At 34.3% G+C, this 22,337-nt stretch carries 32 protein-coding genes; all 32 read right to left on the bottom strand.

Annotation, left to right across the window (positions count from 1 at the left end; all coding sequences use genetic code 11):
- The gene (locus STERM_RS07045; RefSeq protein WP_012860894.1) at positions 1–192 is read right to left on the bottom strand and encodes a hypothetical protein; all 192 of its coding nucleotides are present in this window, start codon (positions 190–192) and stop codon (positions 1–3) included.
- A gap of 2 nt (positions 193–194) precedes the next feature.
- Positions 195–629 (bottom strand): phage tail terminator family protein, encoded by a 435-nt coding sequence (locus STERM_RS07040; RefSeq protein ID WP_012860893.1) that lies wholly within the window; start codon positions 627–629, stop codon positions 195–197.
- Entirely contained in the window at positions 629–1,078 is a 450-nt protein-coding gene (locus STERM_RS07035) for an HK97 gp10 family phage protein (protein WP_012860892.1), read from the bottom strand. Before STERM_RS07035 ends, STERM_RS07040 begins: the two co-directional genes overlap by 1 nt.
- Entirely contained in the window at positions 1,079–1,438 is a 360-nt protein-coding gene (locus tag STERM_RS07030) for a hypothetical protein (protein WP_012860891.1), read from the bottom strand.
- Positions 1,432–1,824 carry a hypothetical protein gene (locus STERM_RS07025; RefSeq protein ID WP_012860890.1) on the bottom strand — a complete coding sequence of 131 codons (393 nt, stop codon included), beginning with the start codon at positions 1,822–1,824 and terminating at the stop codon, positions 1,432–1,434. Before STERM_RS07025 ends, STERM_RS07030 begins: the two co-directional genes overlap by 7 nt.
- Before the next feature lie 18 nt (positions 1,825–1,842).
- Complete coding sequence (locus STERM_RS07020) at positions 1,843–2,916, bottom strand: hypothetical protein (RefSeq protein WP_012860889.1); 1,074 nt, start codon at positions 2,914–2,916, stop codon at positions 1,843–1,845.
- A 17-nt stretch (positions 2,917–2,933) separates the two neighbouring features.
- Positions 2,934–3,536 (bottom strand): phage scaffolding protein, encoded by a 603-nt coding sequence (locus tag STERM_RS07015; RefSeq protein ID WP_012860888.1) that lies wholly within the window; start codon positions 3,534–3,536, stop codon positions 2,934–2,936.
- A 137-nt stretch (positions 3,537–3,673) separates the two neighbouring features.
- On the bottom strand, positions 3,674–3,880 hold the full coding sequence (locus tag STERM_RS07010) for a hypothetical protein (protein ID WP_012860887.1): 207 nt from the start codon (positions 3,878–3,880) through the stop codon (positions 3,674–3,676).
- The gene (locus STERM_RS21175) at positions 3,880–5,805 is read right to left on the bottom strand and encodes a minor capsid protein (RefSeq protein ID WP_012860886.1); all 1,926 of its coding nucleotides are present in this window, start codon (positions 5,803–5,805) and stop codon (positions 3,880–3,882) included. The genes STERM_RS07010 and STERM_RS21175 overlap by 1 nt, the downstream gene beginning before the upstream one ends.
- On the bottom strand, positions 5,792–7,243 hold the full coding sequence (locus tag STERM_RS07000; protein ID WP_012860885.1) for a phage portal protein: 1,452 nt from the start codon (positions 7,241–7,243) through the stop codon (positions 5,792–5,794). Before STERM_RS07000 ends, STERM_RS21175 begins: the two co-directional genes overlap by 14 nt.
- Before the next feature lie 9 nt (positions 7,244–7,252).
- Positions 7,253–8,545, bottom strand: a complete 1,293-nt coding sequence (locus tag STERM_RS06995; protein WP_012860884.1) for a PBSX family phage terminase large subunit — start codon at positions 8,543–8,545, stop codon at positions 7,253–7,255.
- The gene (locus tag STERM_RS06990; protein WP_012860883.1) at positions 8,529–8,969 is read right to left on the bottom strand and encodes a terminase small subunit; all 441 of its coding nucleotides are present in this window, start codon (positions 8,967–8,969) and stop codon (positions 8,529–8,531) included. Before STERM_RS06990 ends, STERM_RS06995 begins: the two co-directional genes overlap by 17 nt.
- A 45-nt stretch (positions 8,970–9,014) precedes the next feature.
- Positions 9,015–9,287: a hypothetical protein gene (locus tag STERM_RS06985; protein ID WP_012860882.1), complete on the bottom strand. Its 273-nt coding sequence runs from the start codon at positions 9,285–9,287 to the stop codon at positions 9,015–9,017.
- 318 nt (positions 9,288–9,605) lie between these two features.
- Positions 9,606–10,133, bottom strand: coding sequence for a hypothetical protein (locus STERM_RS06980; RefSeq protein WP_012860881.1), 528 nt, complete (start codon positions 10,131–10,133; stop codon positions 9,606–9,608).
- Entirely contained in the window at positions 10,117–10,281 is a 165-nt protein-coding gene (locus STERM_RS22140) for a hypothetical protein (protein WP_012860880.1), read from the bottom strand. Before STERM_RS22140 ends, STERM_RS06980 begins: the two co-directional genes overlap by 17 nt.
- A complete protein-coding gene (locus tag STERM_RS06975; protein ID WP_012860879.1) occupies positions 10,263–10,706 on the bottom strand; it encodes a hypothetical protein in 444 nt (147 codons plus the stop codon). The genes STERM_RS22140 and STERM_RS06975 overlap by 19 nt, the downstream gene beginning before the upstream one ends.
- A gap of 4 nt (positions 10,707–10,710) precedes the next feature.
- Positions 10,711–10,935 carry a hypothetical protein gene (locus STERM_RS06970; RefSeq protein ID WP_012860878.1) on the bottom strand — a complete coding sequence of 75 codons (225 nt, stop codon included), beginning with the start codon at positions 10,933–10,935 and terminating at the stop codon, positions 10,711–10,713.
- Entirely contained in the window at positions 10,935–11,081 is a 147-nt protein-coding gene (locus STERM_RS22135) for a hypothetical protein (RefSeq protein WP_012860877.1), read from the bottom strand. Before STERM_RS22135 ends, STERM_RS06970 begins: the two co-directional genes overlap by 1 nt.
- Positions 11,078–11,284 carry a hypothetical protein gene (locus STERM_RS06965; protein ID WP_012860876.1) on the bottom strand — a complete coding sequence of 69 codons (207 nt, stop codon included), beginning with the start codon at positions 11,282–11,284 and terminating at the stop codon, positions 11,078–11,080. Before STERM_RS06965 ends, STERM_RS22135 begins: the two co-directional genes overlap by 4 nt.
- Positions 11,284–11,814 (bottom strand): hypothetical protein, encoded by a 531-nt coding sequence (locus STERM_RS06960; protein ID WP_012860875.1) that lies wholly within the window; start codon positions 11,812–11,814, stop codon positions 11,284–11,286. Before STERM_RS06960 ends, STERM_RS06965 begins: the two co-directional genes overlap by 1 nt.
- Positions 11,815–11,823: 9 nt before the next feature.
- Complete coding sequence (locus tag STERM_RS06955) at positions 11,824–12,105, bottom strand: hypothetical protein (RefSeq protein WP_012860874.1); 282 nt, start codon at positions 12,103–12,105, stop codon at positions 11,824–11,826.
- A gap of 5 nt (positions 12,106–12,110) precedes the next feature.
- Positions 12,111–13,487 carry a DEAD/DEAH box helicase gene (locus STERM_RS06950; RefSeq protein ID WP_012860873.1) on the bottom strand — a complete coding sequence of 459 codons (1,377 nt, stop codon included), beginning with the start codon at positions 13,485–13,487 and terminating at the stop codon, positions 12,111–12,113.
- Positions 13,468–13,800: a PDDEXK family nuclease gene (locus STERM_RS06945; protein ID WP_012860872.1), complete on the bottom strand. Its 333-nt coding sequence runs from the start codon at positions 13,798–13,800 to the stop codon at positions 13,468–13,470. The genes STERM_RS06950 and STERM_RS06945 overlap by 20 nt, the downstream gene beginning before the upstream one ends.
- 487 nt (positions 13,801–14,287) lie before the next feature.
- Positions 14,288–16,708, bottom strand: coding sequence for a virulence-associated E family protein (locus tag STERM_RS06940; RefSeq protein WP_012860871.1), 2,421 nt, complete (start codon positions 16,706–16,708; stop codon positions 14,288–14,290).
- Positions 16,709–16,888: a hypothetical protein gene (locus STERM_RS22130; protein ID WP_041309856.1), complete on the bottom strand. Its 180-nt coding sequence runs from the start codon at positions 16,886–16,888 to the stop codon at positions 16,709–16,711.
- Positions 16,889–16,904: 16 nt separating this feature from the next.
- Positions 16,905–17,132, bottom strand: coding sequence for a hypothetical protein (locus STERM_RS06930; RefSeq protein ID WP_012860870.1), 228 nt, complete (start codon positions 17,130–17,132; stop codon positions 16,905–16,907).
- 225 nt (positions 17,133–17,357) lie between these two features.
- Positions 17,358–18,287, bottom strand: a complete 930-nt coding sequence (locus STERM_RS22500; RefSeq protein WP_244407224.1) for a DNA polymerase — start codon at positions 18,285–18,287, stop codon at positions 17,358–17,360.
- Between the two features lie 34 nt (positions 18,288–18,321).
- Positions 18,322–19,326 (bottom strand): DNA polymerase family A protein, encoded by a 1,005-nt coding sequence (locus STERM_RS22495; protein ID WP_244407222.1) that lies wholly within the window; start codon positions 19,324–19,326, stop codon positions 18,322–18,324.
- 56 nt (positions 19,327–19,382) lie between these two features.
- A complete protein-coding gene (locus STERM_RS06920) occupies positions 19,383–19,970 on the bottom strand; it encodes a DUF2815 family protein (RefSeq protein WP_012860869.1) in 588 nt (195 codons plus the stop codon).
- 19 nt (positions 19,971–19,989) lie between these two features.
- On the bottom strand, positions 19,990–21,159 hold the full coding sequence (locus STERM_RS06915; RefSeq protein WP_012860868.1) for a DUF2800 domain-containing protein: 1,170 nt from the start codon (positions 21,157–21,159) through the stop codon (positions 19,990–19,992).
- The gene (locus STERM_RS06910; protein ID WP_012860867.1) at positions 21,159–21,584 is read right to left on the bottom strand and encodes a hypothetical protein; all 426 of its coding nucleotides are present in this window, start codon (positions 21,582–21,584) and stop codon (positions 21,159–21,161) included. Before STERM_RS06910 ends, STERM_RS06915 begins: the two co-directional genes overlap by 1 nt.
- A gap of 80 nt (positions 21,585–21,664) precedes the next feature.
- A complete protein-coding gene (locus STERM_RS06905; RefSeq protein WP_012860866.1) occupies positions 21,665–22,216 on the bottom strand; it encodes a hypothetical protein in 552 nt (183 codons plus the stop codon).
- Positions 22,217–22,337: the final 121 nt, after the last annotated feature.

The raw sequence follows: 22,337 nt of genomic DNA, 5'->3' as shown, positions 1-22,337 counted from the left end.
CTATTCTTTTACTATTCCTATTTTGAATTCGTTTATTTTTTTGTCCACTTCTTCCAATGTGTATTCTTTGGTATCTTTTAAAAGTATATTTAATAGGTCTTTTTGGAACATATACTTTTTAGAATTCAGCAAACTTTCTTTTGAAAAAACTGGCTTTTCTTTTTCATCATCTTCTTTCTTAGTCTTTGCCACTTTTAACCACTTCCTTTCACTCCTTGTTTTTGCTGTAGATGTTCCATGTATTCTTCCTGATTCTTTGGTTTAATCACAAACATGTTATAAGAAATAAAATAATGCAGCACATCATCCTCGACTGCTGCATTTCTGTCTGTCCCTCTCATTAAATGCCCCTCTGGTGTTGTTATCATCTCAAGAAGATCTTGCAGCTTATCAGCCACTCCCCAGATATTCTGACTTTTCTTATGTTTGTCGGGATGGTACCGAATATCAAAAAAATATCTTCTGAAATATCGTTCGCCAATTATCTGTTTTTCATCCAATTTAAGCATTTTTATAAAAAAACAAGGCTCCTTAAAGCCCTGTTGTATTTCGTTTGCATAAATTTCCATGGATGGGAATTCACTCTTTATAATTCTATTTATTCCTTTTATTATATCCTCTAATATCATTAAGAACCTCCCAACCCAGCAAGCCACGCATCCATTTTTCTCTTAATTATTCCGGGTAATTGTCCTTTTAATTCATGTTCTGACAAAGTAAGCATGAACTTACCATCTACCCAGTCATTAACCAGCCTTTTTCCTATTTCAGGAACATACCGCCCCGGTGTTTGCCTGTGACCATATTCAACATATGATGCATAACTGGCACTATTCTCAATATTTACTTCATAATTATTGCCAGTCTTTTTCACTTTTATATCTTTAGCGGCGCCCCATAAGTTTCTTAAATTCCCTGTTTTTGTTGGGGTTCTTTTAATAACTTTTCTAAGCAACCGGGCAGCAATTTCTTTTGCCAAACTTTCAAAAAATTCATTGACTGCCTGCTGCTCCATTTCCTGTATTTGATCCCGGAAAGCTTCAAGAGATTTTGTATCTATTCTAATATCTCTACCCATTTAAGCACGCTCCTCATACAGATTAAGAATTATTTCTTGATGGTTGGTGTATACTGCAGCTTTTCCGGAGCTTTTATATTTTTCAGTCCGGTTATTTTGGGTAACCTCAATAGTAGAACCCGGAGGAATTAATAATTCAGGTGCTATAAACAGTTTAATTTCCTGCGCTGTAGTTGCGAATGATTCTGTTTGATTTGCAGCACTTATATTTTTATAGCTTACTCTGCATTTCTTATTTTCATATATAAGCTGTTCTGTCTGATCTGTCAATTCAAACTCATCCTCTTCTTTTATAAAAGCATAAATATTGCATACAGCTAAGTATAAGCTTTCTAATGCTTTTCTATGTCCCTTTACCATCTCAATCTCCTATATCCCAGTATTTCTTTTTCTCCATAAGTAATAAGATAATTTATAAGATCGTCCAACCGCTGCTCTGGTGTTTGTGTGCCTTTTCCATATCCCAGATCCACACGAGTATCCCCCTCTTGGATGCTTGAGAAAACGGCATCTAAATCAATATTACTAAGTTCTAAAGTTCCGGTACCTTTTTTAAATAAAAGAAACTCCCCGATCGCCCGGTCTATTACAACATAGTCCAGACCCTCGGGTATTTCTTTTATGTTTGCAGTGTTTTTTATATACTCTTTCACTTTATTCAGCGCACAGTTTTGTAAAAATAAATCATTTTCAGTTATATCCATGAATGTCTTTAGCTTTTTATCAAAGGTTTCAAATATATCCATACTGAACCACTCCTTTTATTAACCTCTTGAGATTATTCTTGCAATCGCTATGGCTTTATGATCAATATACTTTTTACCTGCTCCAGTAACTCCATTATTTACAAGTTCCCAGTTTGCACCATCTTCCAATTCATCTGATGTAGGCGATAAAGTTACTTGATTCTTTTTAGTATAACTTATCCCGTATGGGCTATACACAAATCTTTTTCTTGTGTACAAAGTATCAAGTCCTCCATTAGTTTTAGGATCTCTTGCCATTTCATAAGGTACTTTTGCCCCTATATCCTCATAATCAATTGAACCTGTACCCAGAATATAAGTAGTATATTTTGTATACTCTGGATCAGTTCCTGATGCCGGAACCACTTCTACAGGCATAGAGTCATCTATAAATACTGTTCTTCCATTCCATGTTGCAAGCCCTATTTCTCTATTTATACCCTCAGCATCTGTTTGTGTAAAATATTTCAATACTTTTAAGTTTTCCAGATTAGTCGCAATAGTTGAATGCATTATTACAACCTTGAAATTGCTTTTATTATCCCCTGTCGCCTTTGCAGCAGCACTGTTTAGAGTAGTAGCCCCTACTATTTGTTTAGCTTCGTCAGCATCTCCTGATATGTCATAAGTATGATTTGTTACAAAGCCAGTATTACCAGAATTTCCAGTCATTGAGAATATACCATTTAAAATATGCAGTAATTCCCTTTGATATATATTTTCCCAATAGCTCGCCACTTGATTCCCTACATTCGACATAAAATCTGCGCCGCCAGTTATATCATAAGCAAAATCACCCTCAACCCATGCTTTGGCTCTCCCTACCACAACCACACTTCTCTGAAATGTTGTTGTACTTGTTGATGTAATATCTGTTTCTCCGTCATAGTTTAACGGATCCCCATCCAATAGCCCGTACATTGGTAATGTTGCATATGCCGTTCCTGATTGGTTTGAAAAAGTATTTCTTATTGCTTCATTTCCTTTCAATACTCCTGATTTAATCAGTTCATTTCTTTTTGTATTTGGTACTCTTTCAACATAAACCCCGAACGCTTCTGGGTTAAATGTTTTACTGTCAAATTTTGCCATTCTTTTCTCCTCCTAATTTATAATTTTATACCCGGGTTAGCTTCCATGTATTCCGCAAGTTGCTCGTAACTCATATTTTTTGTATCTGATCCTGTATCAATATTACTTGCCCCCGGTGTTGCTCCTGCAGGTGTCTTTGGATCTGCTTTTGCTTCCACCTCAAATAAAAATTTTGAGTCCTCAGCTTCTTTTAACACTTTTATCTGTTCCTCTAAACCTGATAAATTTTCATTTTCAAGTGATATTTTACTGATATCCAACAAAGATTTTACCGCTTTTATATTTTTAGCCTTTTGAGTCAATAAAGTAGATTCTATTGCGGCATTGAGTTTTAAAGCTGCAATTTCTTTTTTATAATCGTCGTTTGCTGCTTTATTATCAGCTTCAAGCTTTTCTATTATTGTCTTGAGTTCTTCATTGGTGTTAGTATCTTCTTTGAGCGTTTTTAGTTGTTTATCTCTTTCTGCAATATCTTTTTCAAGTTTTTTCTTTGCATTATTAACATCATCAAATCTACTTTTCGGAATATAATTACCCTCAAGCTGTGCTTTGTGTTCAGCAATCACTTTGTCCGCCTGTTCTTCTGTCAAACCTAATTTAATTAATTTTTCCTTTTCCATATATTTCTCCTTTTTTTTCTAATATTTTCATGTTTTACGTGTATGACACGGTTCTATTAGTCTTGTTATTTAACGTCGACAATACCAAAACGACGATAAATAAAAAAGCACCTAGTTTTCACTAAGTGCCTGTGGTACTAACCTATTAAAATCAATTCACCTGAATTGATCATATTAATTATTTTTGTTTCTCCCAGTTCCTGTAACTCCTGTATTATTTCATCAATCTTTTTTTCATTTTCCCCAACAAGTGCGCAATCTACTAAATTTTTACTATTTATAATTTCATACACTCTTTCAAGATTTTCAGGTTTATTGAGTTGTTCCGGAAATATTAACAGCATTAAATCACTCCTTTCTCATCCATGGCAAGTATCAAAATATTTTTATATAATTTAAACTTACTTATTTCTACAGTTTCCCCATTATGTAATTTATCATTTGTATCGGTTATACTTTCTAAAATTGATTTTTTATAATGTTTTGATGTCGGATTGGACGAAATAAATATCTCAACGAGTTTTTCTTTATTATCAGCTATATAAGCCGTGTAGTTTTTGGCATATTTTTTTATATTAAAGTTATCATTTTTTATGTTATACAGTATGCCATCAAATTTCGACCATTGCGCAGTTCTATTTTTACCAAATCGGAATTCAGAAATAATTTTACCAAAATCTGACACACTAGAACAATTTTTAAACATTTCCATTTTTTTTAGTCGTGGTAAAGCTGCGACTAAATAATCTGGATAAGCGAAAGCCATATTTTTCTCAATTCCTGCTGCTTTAGATAAATAATGCGCAGAACTTTCTGCAAAAGTTTCCTCTATAAAAGACCACACATCTCCGGGTACTTTTGTTTTCCGGTCAGTCAGTAGGTTGTTATAATTTGCATGAAAAAGTTCATGAAATATAGTTTTTACTTGATCCTCCATAGATCTATTATCCGTACTTAATAAATTGAATTGTACTAATCTGTGCCTATCATCAATTAGGTAGGCTGCACACTCTCCATATGCATTTTTTAACTTCTTGATACTCGGCTTTATTTCCAACCCATTTGCTCGTAAAAGCTCAGTTGCTAAAGTTCTTCTATTTTCTCCATCCCAACTTTTGTAAATATCACTCATTTGTTTTATAAGTGTATTATCTTCCAATTTAATATTATCCTGTTTCTTTTCTATTGTCAAATCTGCTTTTACATCCGGAACGGTTTCCGGTTTTTCCTTTGGTTTCTCAACAACATATTTATTATACCAGTCATTATATTTCATGTCGCCCGGTACATAATTGGTTTTTCCAGTTCTGCTATCCCTTGCAGCTCTTACATCATCCTCAGCATCATCAAAATAGGGTGCTGTTGTCGACCTGCAGAATGGATGAAAAGGGTTAGCTGTCACACCTATTTCATAATCTTTCGCATCAAAGATAGCTCCGTCCAGATCACGGCATATGTGGGATGTTTTTATATCTAAAGTCGATATTATCTCGTATTTTTCAACATCCAAATCACCATAGCACTGTAATCGTCCTTTCGACTGATATGCAGCACTCTCTGTTCTAATCAGTCTGGCTGCTACATGTTTTTTAGTATCAAACTTTTCCATGAACCGTTTAATTACTTTATCCTGCGTATCTCCTCTGATAAATGACTGTGTCAATTCAGTATGCAGCGTATTTATAAGATTTTCTTTGTCCTGCCATAACCTGTCACTAAAGTTTTTACCGTCCGCCATCCACGGCTTATTTATGACTTTGTCCACTAAGTTGGAATTCAATGCATATATTTTCTTTCCAACTCCTGTACCCTGTGCAATATTGAACGCTGAATGATAGTATGAATCCTTAAAAGTATTTCTTAAAAAATTATCCATGTCATATTTCCGACCATTATATAAATGCTCTACCTGATTTGATATCTGCAGTTTCATAGCTTCCAGACGTTCAATATGATATTTTGCCGATGCGTTCTCAAGTTGTTTCATCCATTCACCTGTCAGGTTATTTTCACGACCTCGTTTAATGTATTCGTCTACAGTCCACTTAAATTCTTGTAATTCTTTTTTATTTAACAGTTTTTTAGCATCTGCATAGGAAATGTCATTGTTTTTTGCTATACGAGAATACCAGTTATTGATATCTTTTTCAATTTCCCGGAATGATTTTTCATATTCTTTTGCTGCTTTTCTTACTTCTATTTCAGTTAAGGCGTGCATTCTGGCTTCTTCTTGTTTAAATCGTTCTGTCCAGTATTTATTCTTTGACATCTATACCACTGGCGGGGTTTTCCTTACCAAACTCTCCATATATGTCCAAATCTTCCTCTTTTTCCTTTTTAATTCTTTCCAGTTCTTTTTCGGTATCAATAACATAAGGATGCTGTGATACTAGAGTTTCTTGTGACAATATACCCATACTTTTTGCAATATCATCAATAACCGTAGACTCATTTATAAGAATGTCCCTGTTGAATATAATTTCAACCGTTTCATTATCAAAGTCCCCAACATCAGTATTTATAAAATGTTTTTTTACAAAAAATAATAATTCCTCAAAGCTTGCCTGAAATTCCGTTTCCATTTCGTTTGCATCTAAATCAATATCAGAATACATTGATTGTATGTTCATCTGGTTAGGATTAGAGCCCAGCACATCTGATTTACTATCAAACCCTCTAGCATTTTCTATCAAAGCCTTTTTAAATAAATCTAATATAGCCTTGTAATTCTCTGCATTTATCTCAATCGTAAGTGTTTCAACTCCACCATTGTCATTAACCTTTACCGCTCCGAACTGGCTTAAATTCTTTCTGAATTGCCCCAAATTCTCGCCGTCATAATTGGTTATGACAATAATGGTATTTCTGTTGTCCTCCTCCATATTGTTTTGAAAGTTCGATAAAATTGTATTTATCCCGTCCTGTAATGATTTAAGTCTAATAATCAAAGGCTGTTCCAGCTCATCCGGTCTAAAAGAAATAAAAGGTATTTTATCCCAGTTGTAAGGCTTTTTCTCCCCCTCGTCTGTTTCCATTGTCATGTAACTTATGGGTTCTTTTTCCATATCTTTATAAAGCTTTACTCCGTCCCAAATAAAATACTGAATACCATTTTTTGTATAAATTTCCGCTTTAGTAGTAGCCTTAAAAGTACCTCTTTTATATGTTTGAATGACGTACAATCTTATTATGCTGTCCAGTTCCTCATGATCGTTATCTTTCCAAATTGGGATAATTTCAAGTGGATCCATACGCTTAATTTTGAACTCACCAGCTTCATTATAATATACATGTAGCCATCCTATCCCATAATTGTAGCAATCCTTACCCAGCCTTTTCATTGTTTTAAGAAATTGTTTGTTAAATACATTATTCAGAGCCTTTACATACTCAGTGTTTTCACTCTGCAGTGTTGGAACTTTAGACAAAAGATAATTTGTTTTCTGGTTAACCATTTTAGCATATTGATTATCTACAAGCTTATTGTTTGGCAAGTTTTCAATAGGTGTCAGTTTCCCATCCTCACCAATTACTTGTCTTTTCCGTTTCAATATATCATGTTGTCCCTCATAATATCTTTTTCCAGTCAACATGCTTATATATTTAGGCGAAACTTGATAAGCATTTATAAGTGCTTCGGTTTCACTTTTATTAAATTCATTCATATTTTCTTTTCTCCTAAATAGTTTTTTTATAAAATCAAACATTATTTTCTCCTATTCAAATGAATATGTTGCCCCAATAATCAGATCCTCTAGTCCGTACCTCATTGCATCCATCAAGTGATTAAAATCGTCTATAGGGACATTTATTTTATCACCCAGCCTGTCGTCAGCCCATGTGTAATTACTTATCTCTGTGATGAAATTTACGCATCTGGGATGTATTATAATTTTATAGTCCTGTATATATTGTATTCCGTTATTTATGCTGTCTTTCCCTTTTCTCGCTCCCTTAATCTTAAGTCCAAAATCTCTTTTTAATTCGTCTATACTTTTAGGTTCCGCACAATCTGCTCTTATCCGTTCTTTACTGTAACCTTTTATCTTTATTTCCTCGTATATTTTTCTATTCGATAAGCCTTTTTTGTAAAATTCATCAAATACATATATGATTTTATTAGCTTTATCTACAGCACCACAAAATAAACCACTTGGGTCATTAGTATATCCAAAATCAAGACCAAAGGCTGTTTTAATATCGGTTCTTGATAAAAGTTTCTCTATATCGAACTCCCGTTCTTCCCAGTTTTCATAAATAAGCCCCTCAACGATTCCCCATTCACCAAGTCCAGCAACTCGGTAACGGCGAGGGTTCTTTACTTTCATATCCTCAAATAATTTTTTATCTGATTCGTCCAGAAATTCATTACACTGGTAATTTGTTGTTTTTGCCATTATGTCGCTATCTTCTACATCAAAAAACCGCTTCTTTAACCAGTGCCCCTGATTCCATGGGTTAAAAGTCAGAGTAATTTGTTTATATAAATTCTCAGGAACTTCTCCCCTGATCGACTCATTAAGCATGTCAAAATCTTTTTCTTTTGTTATCTCGTAAGCTTCCTCTATCCAACACCAACACAACACACCTGTTTCCACTGTGATCGATGTAATTTTCATAGGATCATCAAGACCTCTGAAAAGTATTTTTTGCCCTGTTGGCTTATATGTCATTTCCAGCGGAGATTCTTTTATTTCCCAGTAGTCCTTTACTTTGAGTCTGTTAATAGCCCACTTTAAATCGGTAAAACAGCTATCTTTCAGGGTTCTAAATACTTTACGAACTACCAACAAATTGGCATCAGGATATTTCATTATATTATGTATAAAGTTTATTGCTGTTGTTTTTGACTTCTTACTCGCCCGGGATCCCTTACAAACACGGTAACGACCTTTAAACTGCCAAAAGTCCTTATATCCGGCTCCTACTATTTTAGGTAGATTAACTTTGATGTATTTACTTTCTTTACTGGCATTACTGCCGTTACTTCCTTTACTCCTCAAGGTCATCTTCTCCTACTATCATCACCGGAACCGTACCAGTTATATTCACTTTATCGGTATAAAGTCCGTACCGCTTCCCGAGCAATTCGGCAGCCTTTATTCTATCTTTCGCCCCTATCTGCTTATCTATTGTTTTCGCTTCACTGTACCCATCTCCTGATCCCTCAACCACTACAACCTCCTCTTTTATTTCTCCACGTAGGGCTTGAGTGAGTAACTCCATCACCTCAGTTGCACTTGCTATTCTTTTACCTTGCATTTCTTCCAGTTTTTCATCAATATACGTTTTCAGCATAGGTTTTTTCAAGTTCTCCTGCCCTATTGCATACGCTGTCTTTTTACTATATCCAGCTTTAGTTGCTGCTTCCGTTATATTCCCTGTTTCTATGAAATAATCACAAAATCTTTTTTGTTTTTCTGTTAATTTCATCCACTCACCTCCTACATTTTGAAATAAAAAAAGAGCCACTTGGCTCTAGTTGGTTGCTTTTAAATTATTCAGATATCTTTCAACTCTGTTTCTAATATTTGCATGATATCCTCTAATATTTGTATTGTGTCCATGTAATTTTATTGTGTAGATGTAGTCACTTTCTTGATTATACCTAATCGCATAAGTTACATGATCAATAGTAAAAGTTACTGGTGCTGTATGCTCTAAAAATACAATACCTCTCAGATTCTTTTGAAACCACTGTTCAATCTCCTGACTTTTCTTTACACTATTAAAGAAATAATATTCCGACATCTTTAATCACCTCTTGCTATTCTTCCAATTTATACCGAAATTATAACAACTATATTCAATTTTAACTAAATCAAATACATCCGAATATCATAAAATCAAAAAATATTTGTCGTACTTTTTGGCATTTAAAACAATATTTTTGTTTTTTCTTATCTTTACTTTTAAAAATAAAAAGAGCCTTGCGTCTCTCCTGTAAAAATCGAAACAAAATACTCTAAATTCTTTGAAAGGGTTGATATCCTATGAATAAATTTCACATTATAACCTATTATACCCTATTGACAGCTCATAGGGAAGTGCAAAAAAGGGGCATTTCACTTAAATTTCAGTTAATTTTTTTAGTTCCTTTTCTGTTATAAATATATGTACTATTTCATTTATCAACCTATTTTTATTGCGTTTGATTGTACTAATATCCACTTGAAATTCTTCCGCTATCTCATTTAAATTTTTTTTATTAAAATATTTCAATTCTATAATTCTGTAATATTTATCCTGTTTTACAGTTTCAAGTGTATTCTCTATCAATTCCATTGTTTTCTCAAAATAATCTATCTCATTTTTAAGCTTTTCTTTTCTATCTTCTTGCTTTTCCACTTCCGATTTATGGTCAATTATTCCACCATCAACTCGTTCAGATATTCCCATTATAAGTGGTATAATTCCGTTTTTCTCCAAATCTTCAAGTTGATTTTTCTTTCTATCAATAGACAATTTCAAGCCTGTATACATGTATAATAATTTCTCCATTTTCTGATACGGGTTCAGTAACTCTACTTTTAGTACATTCATTTTCCCTAATTCCTCAATCACTTCTTTTATAAGCTCCTTATTGCTTTTTGCCATTGTCGTCCTCCATATTCATAATTGTTATATATCCAGTATTCCAGTGTTTACACCTTTTGCACCTAAATTTATATTTTGTAGTTGCTTTTACATCCAGTTCCATATGCACTTTACCGCAAGCACTGCACTTTATTTTAATTTCTTCCATAGCCGCCTCCTAAACATCACTAAATCCTTTTGTGTATTATTCATTCTAAGAAATTCTAGTAAATTTCTAAGTCTTCTCTCTCCTGTGCCCCGATTATTAATTTCAGTTACAATTTCCAAGAAACGTGCGGCTTTCTCTTTTTCTGTTCGTGTCACAGGTCTTGCATTATACGGTCTTTTCTCAGATTCATCTATCACATCCATGATCATCTGATATAACTCCGGATCCTCCGATTTTATTTCATCAATTTGATTAATTTCTATCTTTTTCCCAACATATCCGATTATGTATTCAATCGCAGGACCATCGTATGTATAAAAATTTATTTGAACTAAGTCATCTCCAAGCTCTAATACCTCATGCTGGTAGTAATATCTTTTATAATAATCAACTATTAACTCAGCTATTTTCATTAATTTCTTCATTCAATCACTCCCAATCAATCTTCCATCTTAATTCCTGTACATATTCCCGGAAATACGCTCTCAATAATTCTGCTTTTAGCCTAGATTTTCCTTTATAAACTATAAATATCATCCATCCTAAAGGATCATAAGCGCATAATTCATATTTGCCCGTTATAGTCTTGTGTATCTCTAGCCGATGTGCTGCAGTTATATTCTTTTTACAGTATTTAAAATCTACTTTTTTCATTAGCTCCCTCCGTATTTCCAGTTTTTAAGATCTTCCAAAAATTGTATTTTCTCAAGCCTTTTAATCTCTGCTCTGTATTCCAAGGTAGCAGACCATATGCTGTATATAGCCCCGCATATTATGAAAACTATTATTATCTCTTTCATTCACCAGACCTCCAGCATTGCAATATGCGGTTCAGTTCCTCGTTTGTTTTCTCCCATCCTCCGGGTTCTAAATATAAAAGACTTCCTGATTTTAAAAATATTTGTATCTTACTTGGTAATTTTTGTATAGCTTCTATCTGTTCAGTATCAATATAATTATCCTGTCTAATACTATTTACATAGTCTGTTATTTCTATAAACATTACTCTATCACCTCTAATTCCATTAACTCAGCCTTACTCCAAGCCTTGCCTGATTTCCATGTGATGAATGGGAATTTTTCTTCATCTATCGGAAAACAATCAAATGTGTTAAATGTATTAGCTTCCCATTGCCCATCCTCTAGAACTTGGACAGGTTTTTCAAAATAAACATATAGTGTTCCGTTTCTTTCTCTTGCAAAGTACATTTCTTTTTCAAGAAATTCTTTATCTTCTTTTGAAAGTTTAGGCTTTTCATTCAGAACTACTTTTAAACCGAAGAATTCTAGCTCTGTGAGGTTTTTCAATGAAAAAGACCTGTATCGTTTTTCGCTCATATAACCGTCAGCATCTATGTAGTTTTTCTCTACTAAAGTTAGCATATCATCGAATGCAACTGCATCAAGCAAGAGAAATTTTTTGTTTTTATATTCCCACTCAAAGTCCTTCAAATCTTCCAGTTTATCTATATTTTTAATGGTATAATCCATATTTTCCATATACTTCCCCTTTACTCCATTTCCTTTTTGCATAATATCCTCCTAAAGCTTTTGGATTTCTTTTTCAATTTCGTTTATTCTTTTTAAAGTCTTAGCTTTTCCCAGCTTTAAAAAATTGTCAAATTCTTCTTTCAAACCTAAACGGTCTATTTCACTCTGATGTATGGTAGACGGCGCATATCCTCTGTTTATTCTGCTATTTATATCGATATTGACATTTAACTCTTTCCCTGTTAAAGCTTTCTCAAAGTGTTCATGTACTTTTGAAAATATATCTAAATCACGCTTTAGTTTTACTGCTTTTTTCAAAGTTTCCATATCCATTTTTATCATCTCCTATACTTATCAATTCTTGCTTTCAGGCTATTTAACAAAGATTCCTGAATGTCTCCTTTATCTCCAAGTGCTGCCATTACATCAGTATCTCTTGTCCCTTCTGTTATCAGGTGATGTATAAATACTTTTTCAGTTTGCCCTTGTCTGTGAAGTCTTTTATTTGCCTGCTGATAAAGTTCTAATGACCAATTTAATCCAAACCAGATTATATGATTTCCGCCTCTTTGCAAATTCAGTCCATATGCACTGCTTGCAGGATGGGAAAGTAATATATCTATTTCTCTGTTGTTCCAGTCTGTCACATCCTGATCTGTCTTTAACTCCCTGACTCTCAATTTTAGTTTTGACAAAGCTTTTTTTATTCGGTCCTTGTCATGTTGAAAAGAATAAAAAACTAATGCAGGCTGACCATTTAGAGCTTCTACGAGCTCCATAAAAGCCTCTATCTTGCAATTATGAACTTCATGCACTTTTCTATCTTCATCATACACAGCTCCGTTACTAAGTTGTAAAAGCTTATTTGTCAGAGCTGCTGCACTGGTCACATCTATTGTCTCTCCTGTTTCGATTAATTCAAGTATCATTTCTTTTTCCAATTCGTCGTAAGCTTTCTTTGCCTTTGTATCCAGTTCGACTGATATTCTGTTGTAATTTATATCTGGTAATTCCAGATAATCCTCTGATTTCATGCTGATACAGATATCGGATATTTTATTCTGTATCGAATCCTCGGATCCTGTTTTTAAATCATATGTTCCAAAAGCTTGATCACCATATCTTGTATAATTAAAATATCTTTCCCGGAAAGCTGTTATATTTCTTTCCAGTCTTTCGCCTTTATCAAGCAAATAGATCTGAGTCCATATATCAATTAATCCATTCGGTGCCGGTGTTCCTGTCAACCCGATAATTCTTTTTATTTTATCCCGGACCAGTTTCAGACTTTTGAATCTTTTGGACTGGTGATTTTTGAATGATGACAGCTCGTCTATTACAACCATATCGAAAGGCCATGAATTCTGATAATATTCCACAAGCCATTGTACATTCTCACGATTAATCACATAGATATCCGCCGGAGTATTCAGAGCCTTTATTCTTTGTTTTAAAGTCCCGAGTACTTTTGAAACTCTTAATAATCTCAAGTGTTCCCACTTTTCTATTTCTTTGCTCCAAGTAGATTCAGCCACTTTCTTTGGAGCTATTACAAGAACTCTGTCTACATCAAGCCTGCTGTATATCAATTCGTTTATTGCTGTCAGCGTTATTATTGTTTTTCCAAGTCCCATATCCAACAACAATCCTAGGCTTTTATCTGATACAGCCCTGTCAATACAATATTTTTGATAATTATGTGGTATGAATTCCATTGTTTTTATCAACTCCTAAATGGTGTTTTATCATTTTTACTAAGTCATCAACCTGTTTTTTTGAATCTATTATCAAAACTGAAAAATCTAAATTTCTTATTTTTCTGATCTGTCTGTCTTGTACAGCTCTTGTCTTCTTCCCCGGAGCTTTCAATTCTACAAAAAACGACCATCTTCCGGGCAACAATACCAGTCTGTCAGGTACTCCTGCATTCCCCGGGCTGACAAATTTATAAGCAATGCCTCCGACTTTTTTTATCTCATCTCTCAAATATTTTTCAATATCTTTTTCTTTTAATTCATTTTTAAACATTTCAAATGTCTCCTCAAAAAATTATTTTTCTATTTAGTAACTTTCACACGTACACGCGTATGGAATGTTCAGATAAAGGATTTAAGCAATTTAAGCAAAATATATAATTTGCTTAAATATACATAATATACTTAAATCAATACTTTTAATAAATATAAGGTTACAAAGTTACATATATTCTATAGATACTGATATTACTATATTAAAGCTGTAACTTTCTACTGTAACTTTCATGTAACTTTCTAATTTGAGGTTACAAGCAATTTGTAACTTTCTACCCAGTTGTAACTTTAGAAAGTTACATTTTTTCAATGCTTAATTTGCTTAAAATCATTTATTTTCAATTAAAATCACTAGTAAGTTACACAGAAAGTTACATTTTAGGTATTACTTAATTTGCTTAATATGGTTTAAAATTCATTAAAATACCTAGTTAGTTACATAGAAAGTTACACATAAATCTTATATTTTTAACCATTTCTAAATATTATTTCTTGATATCATCTTTCTTTTTAAAACCTTTTTGCACTCCATACTCTCCAAATCTTATTGCTTTTTTCCCTCTCTCCCATGCTGGATTATTGGCAAGTATATCGTTTATCTCTTTTGTATTAAATCTTTTCAAACTTCCCGGATCTCTGCCAAAACATTCATTCCATATCTCTAAGGCGCATATTCTATCTCGTTTTATATATTTTTTTGTATTATCTTTAACTGGCTCCATACCGCTATTAAAATAATCTCTTCTCTGTTTTACTGTTTTCCGTTGCCAGTCTTCTGGTATTTCTTTTTCTAAAAATTCTGTTATCATACCTTCTAATGGACTGCTCTCACTATGCTGTTGCTGCATTTCTAAAGCTATGGCTTTAGCTTCGTCTCCTTCTAAATCGAGCTTAAGACCCATTACCGAATAGTTAAAATATGCCTCTGCCCATATCTGATCCAGTTCTTTTGGTAAATCTACAGGCACTACTTTTGTAGGCTCAGTCTCTAAAATTACAACTGGCCAAAATCTTCGATCTCCTGTTCTATCCCTTAAAAATTCCCAGTCATTAGTTGTTCCAAAAAATACACATCTTCTTGGGTGTTTTCCCGTTCTTCTCCCAAAGGGTTCTCTGTATATATCCTCTCTTTTGGTAAGAAAGAGTTTTATTGCATTCAGCTCTGATTTAGCCATACTCGCCAGTTCTCCAAGTTCTACTATCCAAGAGCCCTGAATTGTTATAGCTGCTTCTTTCCCGTCAAAATTTCCAAGGCTGTTATTAAACCACTTACTACCCAATATTTCGAAAAACCATGTTTTATATTTCCCCTGAGGACCGTATATTATCGGCGTATAATCCCACTTCACTCCTTTTCCTACCGCTCTTGCTACAGCTGCTGTTAAAGATACTTTCATAACTTGTCTTGTATAAGAATTATCAGCTACTCCGAAATAATCTATTAGTAAGGTTTCAAGACGGGACACCCCGTCCCATACTAAACTTTCAAGGTAATCTTTTACTTCATTTGATTTATATTTTTTCGTCACAAGCATCAAGGCATCATAAATTTTATTCATTCCTACTATGCCGTGTACTGTTTCTAAATAACTTCTAAGACCACTGTCGTCGGCATCTTCCCACTCTCTGGGCTCAAAAACTTCTGAATGATCCCAAGGAAGTTTTCCTAACACCAGACTTCTGTTAGCAAACTCATCTAAAGTAATTTTCCCTTTTAAGTAGGGGTCATTTTCCAATATTATTTCTATATTTTTTATTGTACTTTCAATCTTGCCATTCTTATCTCTTATCAGCTGTTTTATCCATGATGTATCCATTTCTTTGTTTTCAACTACATCAAAATTATCTACAGCTTTTTGATATTTCTCCTGCATCATAAGATTGTTAACCTCATCAATTCCATGTGCCAGTTTACGCATCTCAACAGAGGACGGTAATTTTCCATTAGGTGTCAATTCTTTTGCTTCTTCATCAAGAGCACCAAATTTATGGAGTCTTACTAAATCAAAAGCGTTACATAAAGTTTGCCCTGCCGGATCCGTTGCATGATGAGAATATACAAATTTATCATCATAGACTACTGCCCCGCCGTAAGTTGACCCACCGGTATAAGTTAACCGGTCTTTTACATCACATATTTCATAACTATCAGGTATAAATCTTTCTATTGCCTCATATATATTAAATACTTTACAGAAAGCCCCTATTACTCCGCCTTTTTCAGTAGGGTCCTGTTGCTTTTTTACCTGATTTTCCCTAACCTTGTCATAACCCGGAACTTGTGGCCACTCTGTAACATCTTTCCAGTCATTATATTGAGATAATACCCAGTCAACCTTTATAAAAGGCTTATCTTCATGTTCGTTAATATAAATACTGTCAGAACTACAGCTCGGCCAGAACATCAATCTTGCTACTTCAAAAGTGGTAGGATCACACAGCCCTATTCCTATCATATTTCCTAATTTTCTTGCCACCGGTTCATATTCATCAGAAGTCATACTGCGGTCAACAGGGATAATTACTCTTAATCTTGGCTGATAATCTGAATGTTTTCTTGTTGAATATACGGCATATCCGATATTAAGACCACTTATTCTTTTTAATACTTCCTGTGTTTTCCCGGACTCTATATTATCCAAATCAAGAGTTACAAGGTCCCTTGATAATATATTTACATTTCTTCTCTTACCTTCTTTAAGCTTCCCGCCTACAAAACCTCCGACGTCTTTCAATTCATCCTGATCCGGTTTTCTCATCGCCAGAAAGTCTTCTAAAGTTTCATCAGTACGAACCGGTGTTTTTATTTTATTAACAAAATCAGACCACTTCATTACTTCCGTTTTCCAGTCTATTGACTTTCTGCTGTTACCAGTACTGATCACTATATCCCTGTTGTTCTCCATTTATTTCTCCTTTCGCCCTGTTCCTTTACACTTTTTACATAATGTATGGGTTCGCCCATAGGGTAATCTTATTGACCCTTTCCCATTACATTCAGGACAAGAATCATAATATCCTGATTCTATTCTTTCCAATGTCCTGTCTATTTTCTGTCTTGCTATTTCCAATACTTCTGATTCCATATCATATAAAATATAACTATAAGCAATCTGCTATTTCATTCAATATGTTAATAATCTTCTGATCTTTGTTTTTCAGATCTTCTAAAATTATGTCTATTTCGGTAATCCCATATTTAAAATTCCAGAATTCGTTATCTACCTCTTCCAATTCTTCCAACAATTTTACCTTCTGATGCACTTCCGCGAAATGATTCTTTATTATGTCTAATTTCTTTGTATAATCTTCACTTAAATTACTTAACATTTTTAATACCTCCAATTTTTTTTTCAAAAATATCTTGTATAACAATTTTAAATTTGGTATAATTGACATGCTAGAAGAAAGTAATAATTTTTTATTCAGAGGCAGCAATTAAAAGCTGCCCTTTTTATATAGTTGACACTTTCATAAATATGTGCTATATTATGTCCGTACAATAAGAAACTATTAGTATCTATTCTAGCTTTCAAGCCCTTTTCAGGGCTTTTTTTAGTCCTTCTTATAATAATAACTTTCAAAACCGTCCGCTCTTAGTAAAAGTCCCGGAGCCCAGTCGATATCCTGTCCCATTATATTGCATAATTCGTCTACTGTGACACTTTCTTCTGCCTCGACTACTATTTCATCATGTATATGCATAACTGTCTTATATCCGGCATTTTTTATTCGTAGTAAGCTTTCTGCCAAACAGTCCCGTGCAATAGCCTGCGTCACATTCTCCACAAGTTTTCCGCCATAACTTTCCTGTGTTTCCCACTTCCTCGTAGTTTGATTTACGCCTTTATAAGTTATAGCAGTTGTATTCCATTTACTTAGTGTTGTTCCCGGTGATGCATAATATAATTTTCTTCCACTTGGTAGTTTTATAGTCATAAAATCAAGACCTGATATAAAATCATATTCATATGCCAGTATTAAGCCTTTTATATTTACTGCCTCCCTATTCTCAATTACATACACTGCAGCACCGCCTAATTGCTGCCACAAGTCATAGATTCTTTTATTTGATGCTCTCCATCTATTTACTATGTCTTGAAGTTCATCATCATTTAGTCCCATTTTGTCAGCTCCCATAGCTTTTAATGCTCCCACACTGCCGCCATAACCAAGTGCCAATTCTGCTATTTTTCCCTTTTGTCTTAATTCATACTCTTTATTACCTTTTACTATTTTCTCTAAAGGGACCCCGAACATCTGTGAGGCTGATGCCTCGTATATTTTCCCGTGTGTTCTGAATACATTCTGTCGCCATTCCTCTCCTGCTAACCATGCTATGACTCTTGCCTCAATAGCAGAAAAGTCTGCTACTATAAACTTTTTTCCGGCTTCTGGTATGAAAGCCGTCCTGATGAGCTGGCTTAATGTATCCGGAATATTCCCATAAAATAGTTCTAAAGTATCAAGATCACTACTTTTCACAAGTTCTCTTGCTGTATTGAGTGTATCTAAATAATTACGAGGTAAATTTTGAACTTGAACTAAACGTCCTGGCCCACCTCCCAGTTCTATTGGCTCCATAGAACTGTAACAGCCCTCTTACACGATCATCTGATCCGGCTCCTTCTCTCATCGCTACATACTTTTTAGTACTGGTTTTGGACAATTCCTGCCTTATTTCAAGAACTCTTTTGACTTCGCCATCTGTAGTTTCTAGTAATTCTGATACTGTGCCTTTTTGTAAATTGTCTATATCAAGACCACTATCAATTAACCAAGGTTTAAGCTGTGCTGTACTGTTAGGGTTAGAGAGACCTGTTAATCTTTTTGCTTCTTCCTGTAAATCAGCTGATACTTTACTATCTATGTATAAAGCATTTCCTACCATCTGCCTGTCTATCTTTACACCTTCTGAGTTCATCAAAACATCAAATCTCCATAATTCCCATTCTTTTTCAGGTACTTGAAACTCTTCAAAATATCGTAGTACCTCCATTTCTGTGACTACATCCTGTACACAATAATCTTTAAATATCTGCCATTTCTCAGGCTCATGATGTGGCAAATTCCGTAATCTTCCACCGTTTACTTTTGTGGATTTGCATGGAACACAGAAATATTTTATTAGTGCTTTCCCAGTAGTCAACTTTGCTTTATCCTGTGGTAATTTAAGAGCCTTTCCTATCTGTTCCAGTCCTGCAGGATACCCACAATATAATCCCTGAATCATAGTACATTGCCATTGATTTATATCTGTTTCATATCCAGCCTGATTCAGACACCACCACTCAAAAGCTGCATTATATGCATGCTTTGTGCAGTCAGGGTCATTCAAAAGTTTTATAATTTCATTAGGAGTTTTTTCACCCTGAGTAAGATCTACTATTTTAACAGGACTGTTATTTAAGGAATATGCAAACAGAAGTATTTCAAAATCTCCACTTTGGGCATACTTATATGCTCCAGAAGTTTTTATATCTACAGAGCTGTATGTTTCTATATCTATATTTAAATGATTCATTCCTATCTCCTTAAAACTAAGAACGGCCAAAATTTAGCCGCTCCTATGTTGTATTTTTATACTATTACTTCTCCTGTCAAATCATCATATTTCACTTCACCAAATACATCAGCGGACTTTTTAGGAGCTCCGCCTAATGGAGTTCCATCGGCTATTTTTTGAACATTTCCAATACTTACACCGATACCTTTTTTCCCCTGATAATTGTAAGGATAAAAGTTTAACAGCACTCTTGCATACACACCTGAATAAATTTCCGATTGATTTAAGATAGGATTTAGTTGTGTGTCAACTACATCCGGTGGATAATTTACATTAGCTGTTGCATTTAATACATAATGATCTTTGCATTCATCACCATACGATTCACCTGATACAGGTTTTGTCCCGTCACCGTCATGAACGGGTTTATGTATAATTGCAGGTGTTACGCCGCCCCATGCTCCGCTTATTCCTGACTTTACAGCTTCATCAATTGCAGCTTTTAATCTGTCCATTGTTGCTTTATCCGATTTTGGTACTAGAATCTGGCAACCATATTTTTTATCCTCTGGTTTGTTTTTATCCATTGCTACAGGCGTAAATAACGCCGGAAAATTCAATCTCACTTTACCTGTTACTGCTTCTGTTTTCTTTAAATTCATAATTTATCTCTCCTTTTTTTTATATATTATTTTCGTTACTTATCACACTAAATACATCTTTAGATTTTCTTTTACTTATAGCTTCTCTTTTATCACTTTCAGGTGCTAATGTTGGTTTTCCCGGAATAGTTTCAACCATATCACCAACCCATTCCTTAAAGTCTTTCTTTCCAATCACTGTTTCCATTTGTGGTACAGTTAACATTTTTCTTTCATATAATAGTTCTTCTGCGATCCCGTGTTCTTTTAGTTTCCCCACGGCTGCATCTGTATCTGTGAACTTTCTTCCTGCAGATCTGCCTTGTACAATTTTCCAGCCTTTTACTTCTTCACCTTTTTCGATAGCTGAGAATATTTCGACTTTCAATTCTCCAAGCCATTTATCAAGTTCTGCACCTCTTTGCAGTGCTTCTGCTTTTTCTTCATTAGTCAGTAACGGCCCTTTTTCTTTCAGAGCTTCCAGTGTAAAATAATTTGCTGCTCTTGCTCTGCAGCTTGCTTTTGCTTTACAGAACTTACAATGCTCTCCGGGATTGAATTCCCCCTCACCTGCGAATGCTCTCTGTGCATTGGGCTTTATTACAGTTTCTGCCCATTCCAGCAGATCATTTACTTTTATACTAAACATTGAGATGTTTTCAAGTCTCGGCTGTACGATATGCATTTCTATATTTTCTATTCCATAAAACAATGAGTATTCAAGATAAGCACCAAGTGCATACAGCATCAGTTGTGAATTATTCTCAGCATAGACCGGTACACCTTTTCCATATTTCAAATCGATTATATATAACCGGTCACCACTTATAATTATTGTATCTGCTGTCCCGAATGCTTCTGGTACATATTCCTCAAAACTAACTTTCTTTTCTATTTCTATAAACGGTGCAACATCAAAAGACATTGCTATTGCTCTTACATGGTCCACATATTCATCTGTGTAGCTGTCAATTTCATTCTGCCAGAGTCTGTGTTTTTTGAGTTTATTAAGTTCTGATGTATATGTTCGTTTTGCCATGCCTGTCTCTATGAAATACTTTCTTAACTTCAGTTCAGCCAGTGCATGTGCCAGTGTTCCTTCCTCCGCATATCCCGATGTTGTATTTTCCATAGTTTCTTCTAATCGTGCAGAAGGGTTACAGTTTATCCACCTACTCGCCCCGCTTGCACTTAATATTGCATGGGACACTATATATTCGCCCCCATTTCTCGTAAGTCTGCTGCGAACTCCCCGTATCTTTCCTTTGGGATACTCATTACGCCTGATACTCCATATTTTTCTGTTACATGTTTTTGTAAGTGTTCTCTTTTATCTGCTCCTAATCTTGCGAATTCAGCCGCTGCCTTTGACAGTTCATCTCTTGTATAAACTCTTGTTGCTGTTTCCGGTTGTGGTGTTGCTGTTTCTTCTGTTACAGTTTCTTGCGGTGTTTCAGCTACAGGGCTACTATCTGGCACCGGTTCTTGAATAGGTTCCTGTGGATTTTCAGGAGTATTTACCAACTCTGCTCCTTCCAATGGTACAAGATTTTTTATACCTGCCAAAGCTCCTGCCAATCTATCTATACAGTCTATTGTCTTTTTATCCATACTAAAGATCACTTTCAATTCCATATTTGATTCCTCCTGATTTTTTTGATATAATTTAGTTGACTAAAATTAACTTACTATAATGACTGTGTTCTCCAGCACAGTCATTTATATTTCTGTACTTCATAGCATCCTCCTAAAACATAATTTTTTTTTGTACGTTCTACGCTATTTAATAAACTGCTGACTATCAGCATTGTTTCAAATAATAAATTTGAATAAATCTCATTATATGAAGCTTCAAAATTATTTATTTCTAAAAATATTTTCTTTTCGGTTTCCGACAACCGATTCTCATAATCACTTAGTTTAGCAAGATGCTTTTTATTTTCGGTTTCATACTCTTTATCTTTATAAATACAGTTTCCCCCTACCTCATCAAAGATATTAAGCAGTCCTGTATAGGCTATATCTCTTGTCGAATCTGCCAGATTATGAAAATTTTTAAATATTTCTACAGTTTCATAGAAAAATTCTCTTTTCTTCTGATGCACCAGACCATATAAATTTGTACTTGAATACAATAATTTACCTAGATTATCTCTGTTTGGCAGAAGCTGTGACAGGAACGTTACTTTGTTCTGTAACTCTTCTAATTTAGTATTTGCACATAGTACCTCTTCTTCAATTTCATTGAATAATTCTTTTATATCCACAGATATCAACTCCTAATTTTTCTAAAAGATATCACTTTACCTTTTGTCGACATCAAATGCCTTCTCAATTCTTCTTCCAGCATTTTTATGTATTGTTCCTGTAATTTTATTTCTTCCAATA

This window comes from Sebaldella termitidis ATCC 33386 (genome assembly GCF_000024405.1).
Classification (GTDB): domain Bacteria; phylum Fusobacteriota; class Fusobacteriia; order Fusobacteriales; family Leptotrichiaceae; genus Sebaldella; species Sebaldella termitidis.
This window is presented reverse-complemented; position numbering and strand designations above follow the sequence as displayed.

Excerpts from the sequence above, each read along its gene's own strand:
- STERM_RS07040 (WP_012860893.1), bottom strand. The coding sequence starts at position 629 with ATGATATTAGAGGATATAATAAAAGGAATAAATAGAATTATAAAGAGT.
- STERM_RS06940 (WP_012860871.1), bottom strand. The coding sequence starts at position 16,708 with ATGGAGAACAACAGGGATATAGTGATCAGTACTGGTAACAGCAGAAAG.
- STERM_RS07025 (WP_012860890.1), bottom strand. The coding sequence starts at position 1,824 with ATGGATATATTTGAAACCTTTGATAAAAAGCTAAAGACATTCATGGAT.
- STERM_RS06910 (WP_012860867.1), bottom strand. The coding sequence starts at position 21,584 with ATGGAATTGAAAGTGATCTTTAGTATGGATAAAAAGACAATAGACTGT.
- STERM_RS22135 (WP_012860877.1), bottom strand. The coding sequence starts at position 11,081 with ATGAAAGAGATAATAATAGTTTTCATAATATGCGGGGCTATATACAGC.
- STERM_RS07020 (WP_012860889.1), bottom strand. The coding sequence starts at position 2,916 with ATGGCAAAATTTGACAGTAAAACATTTAACCCAGAAGCGTTCGGGGTT.
- STERM_RS22495 (WP_244407222.1), bottom strand. The coding sequence starts at position 19,326 with ATGAATCATTTAAATATAGATATAGAAACATACAGCTCTGTAGATATA.
- STERM_RS06920 (WP_012860869.1), bottom strand. The coding sequence starts at position 19,970 with ATGAATTTAAAGAAAACAGAAGCAGTAACAGGTAAAGTGAGATTGAAT.
- STERM_RS07030 (WP_012860891.1), bottom strand. The coding sequence starts at position 1,438 with ATGGTAAAGGGACATAGAAAAGCATTAGAAAGCTTATACTTAGCTGTA.
- STERM_RS06950 (WP_012860873.1), bottom strand. The coding sequence starts at position 13,487 with ATGGAATTCATACCACATAATTATCAAAAATATTGTATTGACAGGGCT.
- STERM_RS06965 (WP_012860876.1), bottom strand. The coding sequence starts at position 11,284 with ATGTTTATAGAAATAACAGACTATGTAAATAGTATTAGACAGGATAAT.
- STERM_RS06990 (WP_012860883.1), bottom strand. The coding sequence starts at position 8,969 with ATGAAATTAACAGAAAAACAAAAAAGATTTTGTGATTATTTCATAGAA.
- STERM_RS22130 (WP_041309856.1), bottom strand. The coding sequence starts at position 16,888 with ATGGAATCAGAAGTATTGGAAATAGCAAGACAGAAAATAGACAGGACA.
- STERM_RS06955 (WP_012860874.1), bottom strand. The coding sequence starts at position 12,105 with ATGGATATGGAAACTTTGAAAAAAGCAGTAAAACTAAAGCGTGATTTA.
- STERM_RS06960 (WP_012860875.1), bottom strand. The coding sequence starts at position 11,814 with ATGCAAAAAGGAAATGGAGTAAAGGGGAAGTATATGGAAAATATGGAT.
- STERM_RS06945 (WP_012860872.1), bottom strand. The coding sequence starts at position 13,800 with ATGTTTAAAAATGAATTAAAAGAAAAAGATATTGAAAAATATTTGAGA.
- STERM_RS06980 (WP_012860881.1), bottom strand. The coding sequence starts at position 10,133 with ATGGCAAAAAGCAATAAGGAGCTTATAAAAGAAGTGATTGAGGAATTA.
- STERM_RS06985 (WP_012860882.1), bottom strand. The coding sequence starts at position 9,287 with ATGTCGGAATATTATTTCTTTAATAGTGTAAAGAAAAGTCAGGAGATT.
- STERM_RS06970 (WP_012860878.1), bottom strand. The coding sequence starts at position 10,935 with ATGAAAAAAGTAGATTTTAAATACTGTAAAAAGAATATAACTGCAGCA.
- STERM_RS06995 (WP_012860884.1), bottom strand. The coding sequence starts at position 8,545 with ATGACCTTGAGGAGTAAAGGAAGTAACGGCAGTAATGCCAGTAAAGAA.
- STERM_RS21175 (WP_012860886.1), bottom strand. The coding sequence starts at position 5,805 with ATGTCAAAGAATAAATACTGGACAGAACGATTTAAACAAGAAGAAGCC.
- STERM_RS06930 (WP_012860870.1), bottom strand. The coding sequence starts at position 17,132 with ATGTTAAGTAATTTAAGTGAAGATTATACAAAGAAATTAGACATAATA.
- STERM_RS07035 (WP_012860892.1), bottom strand. The coding sequence starts at position 1,078 with ATGGGTAGAGATATTAGAATAGATACAAAATCTCTTGAAGCTTTCCGG.
- STERM_RS07000 (WP_012860885.1), bottom strand. The coding sequence starts at position 7,243 with ATGTTTGATTTTATAAAAAAACTATTTAGGAGAAAAGAAAATATGAAT.
- STERM_RS06975 (WP_012860879.1), bottom strand. The coding sequence starts at position 10,706 with ATGAAGAAATTAATGAAAATAGCTGAGTTAATAGTTGATTATTATAAA.
- STERM_RS22140 (WP_012860880.1), bottom strand. The coding sequence starts at position 10,281 with ATGGAAGAAATTAAAATAAAGTGCAGTGCTTGCGGTAAAGTGCATATG.
- STERM_RS07010 (WP_012860887.1), bottom strand. The coding sequence starts at position 3,880 with ATGCTGTTAATATTTCCGGAACAACTCAATAAACCTGAAAATCTTGAA.
- STERM_RS07015 (WP_012860888.1), bottom strand. The coding sequence starts at position 3,536 with ATGGAAAAGGAAAAATTAATTAAATTAGGTTTGACAGAAGAACAGGCG.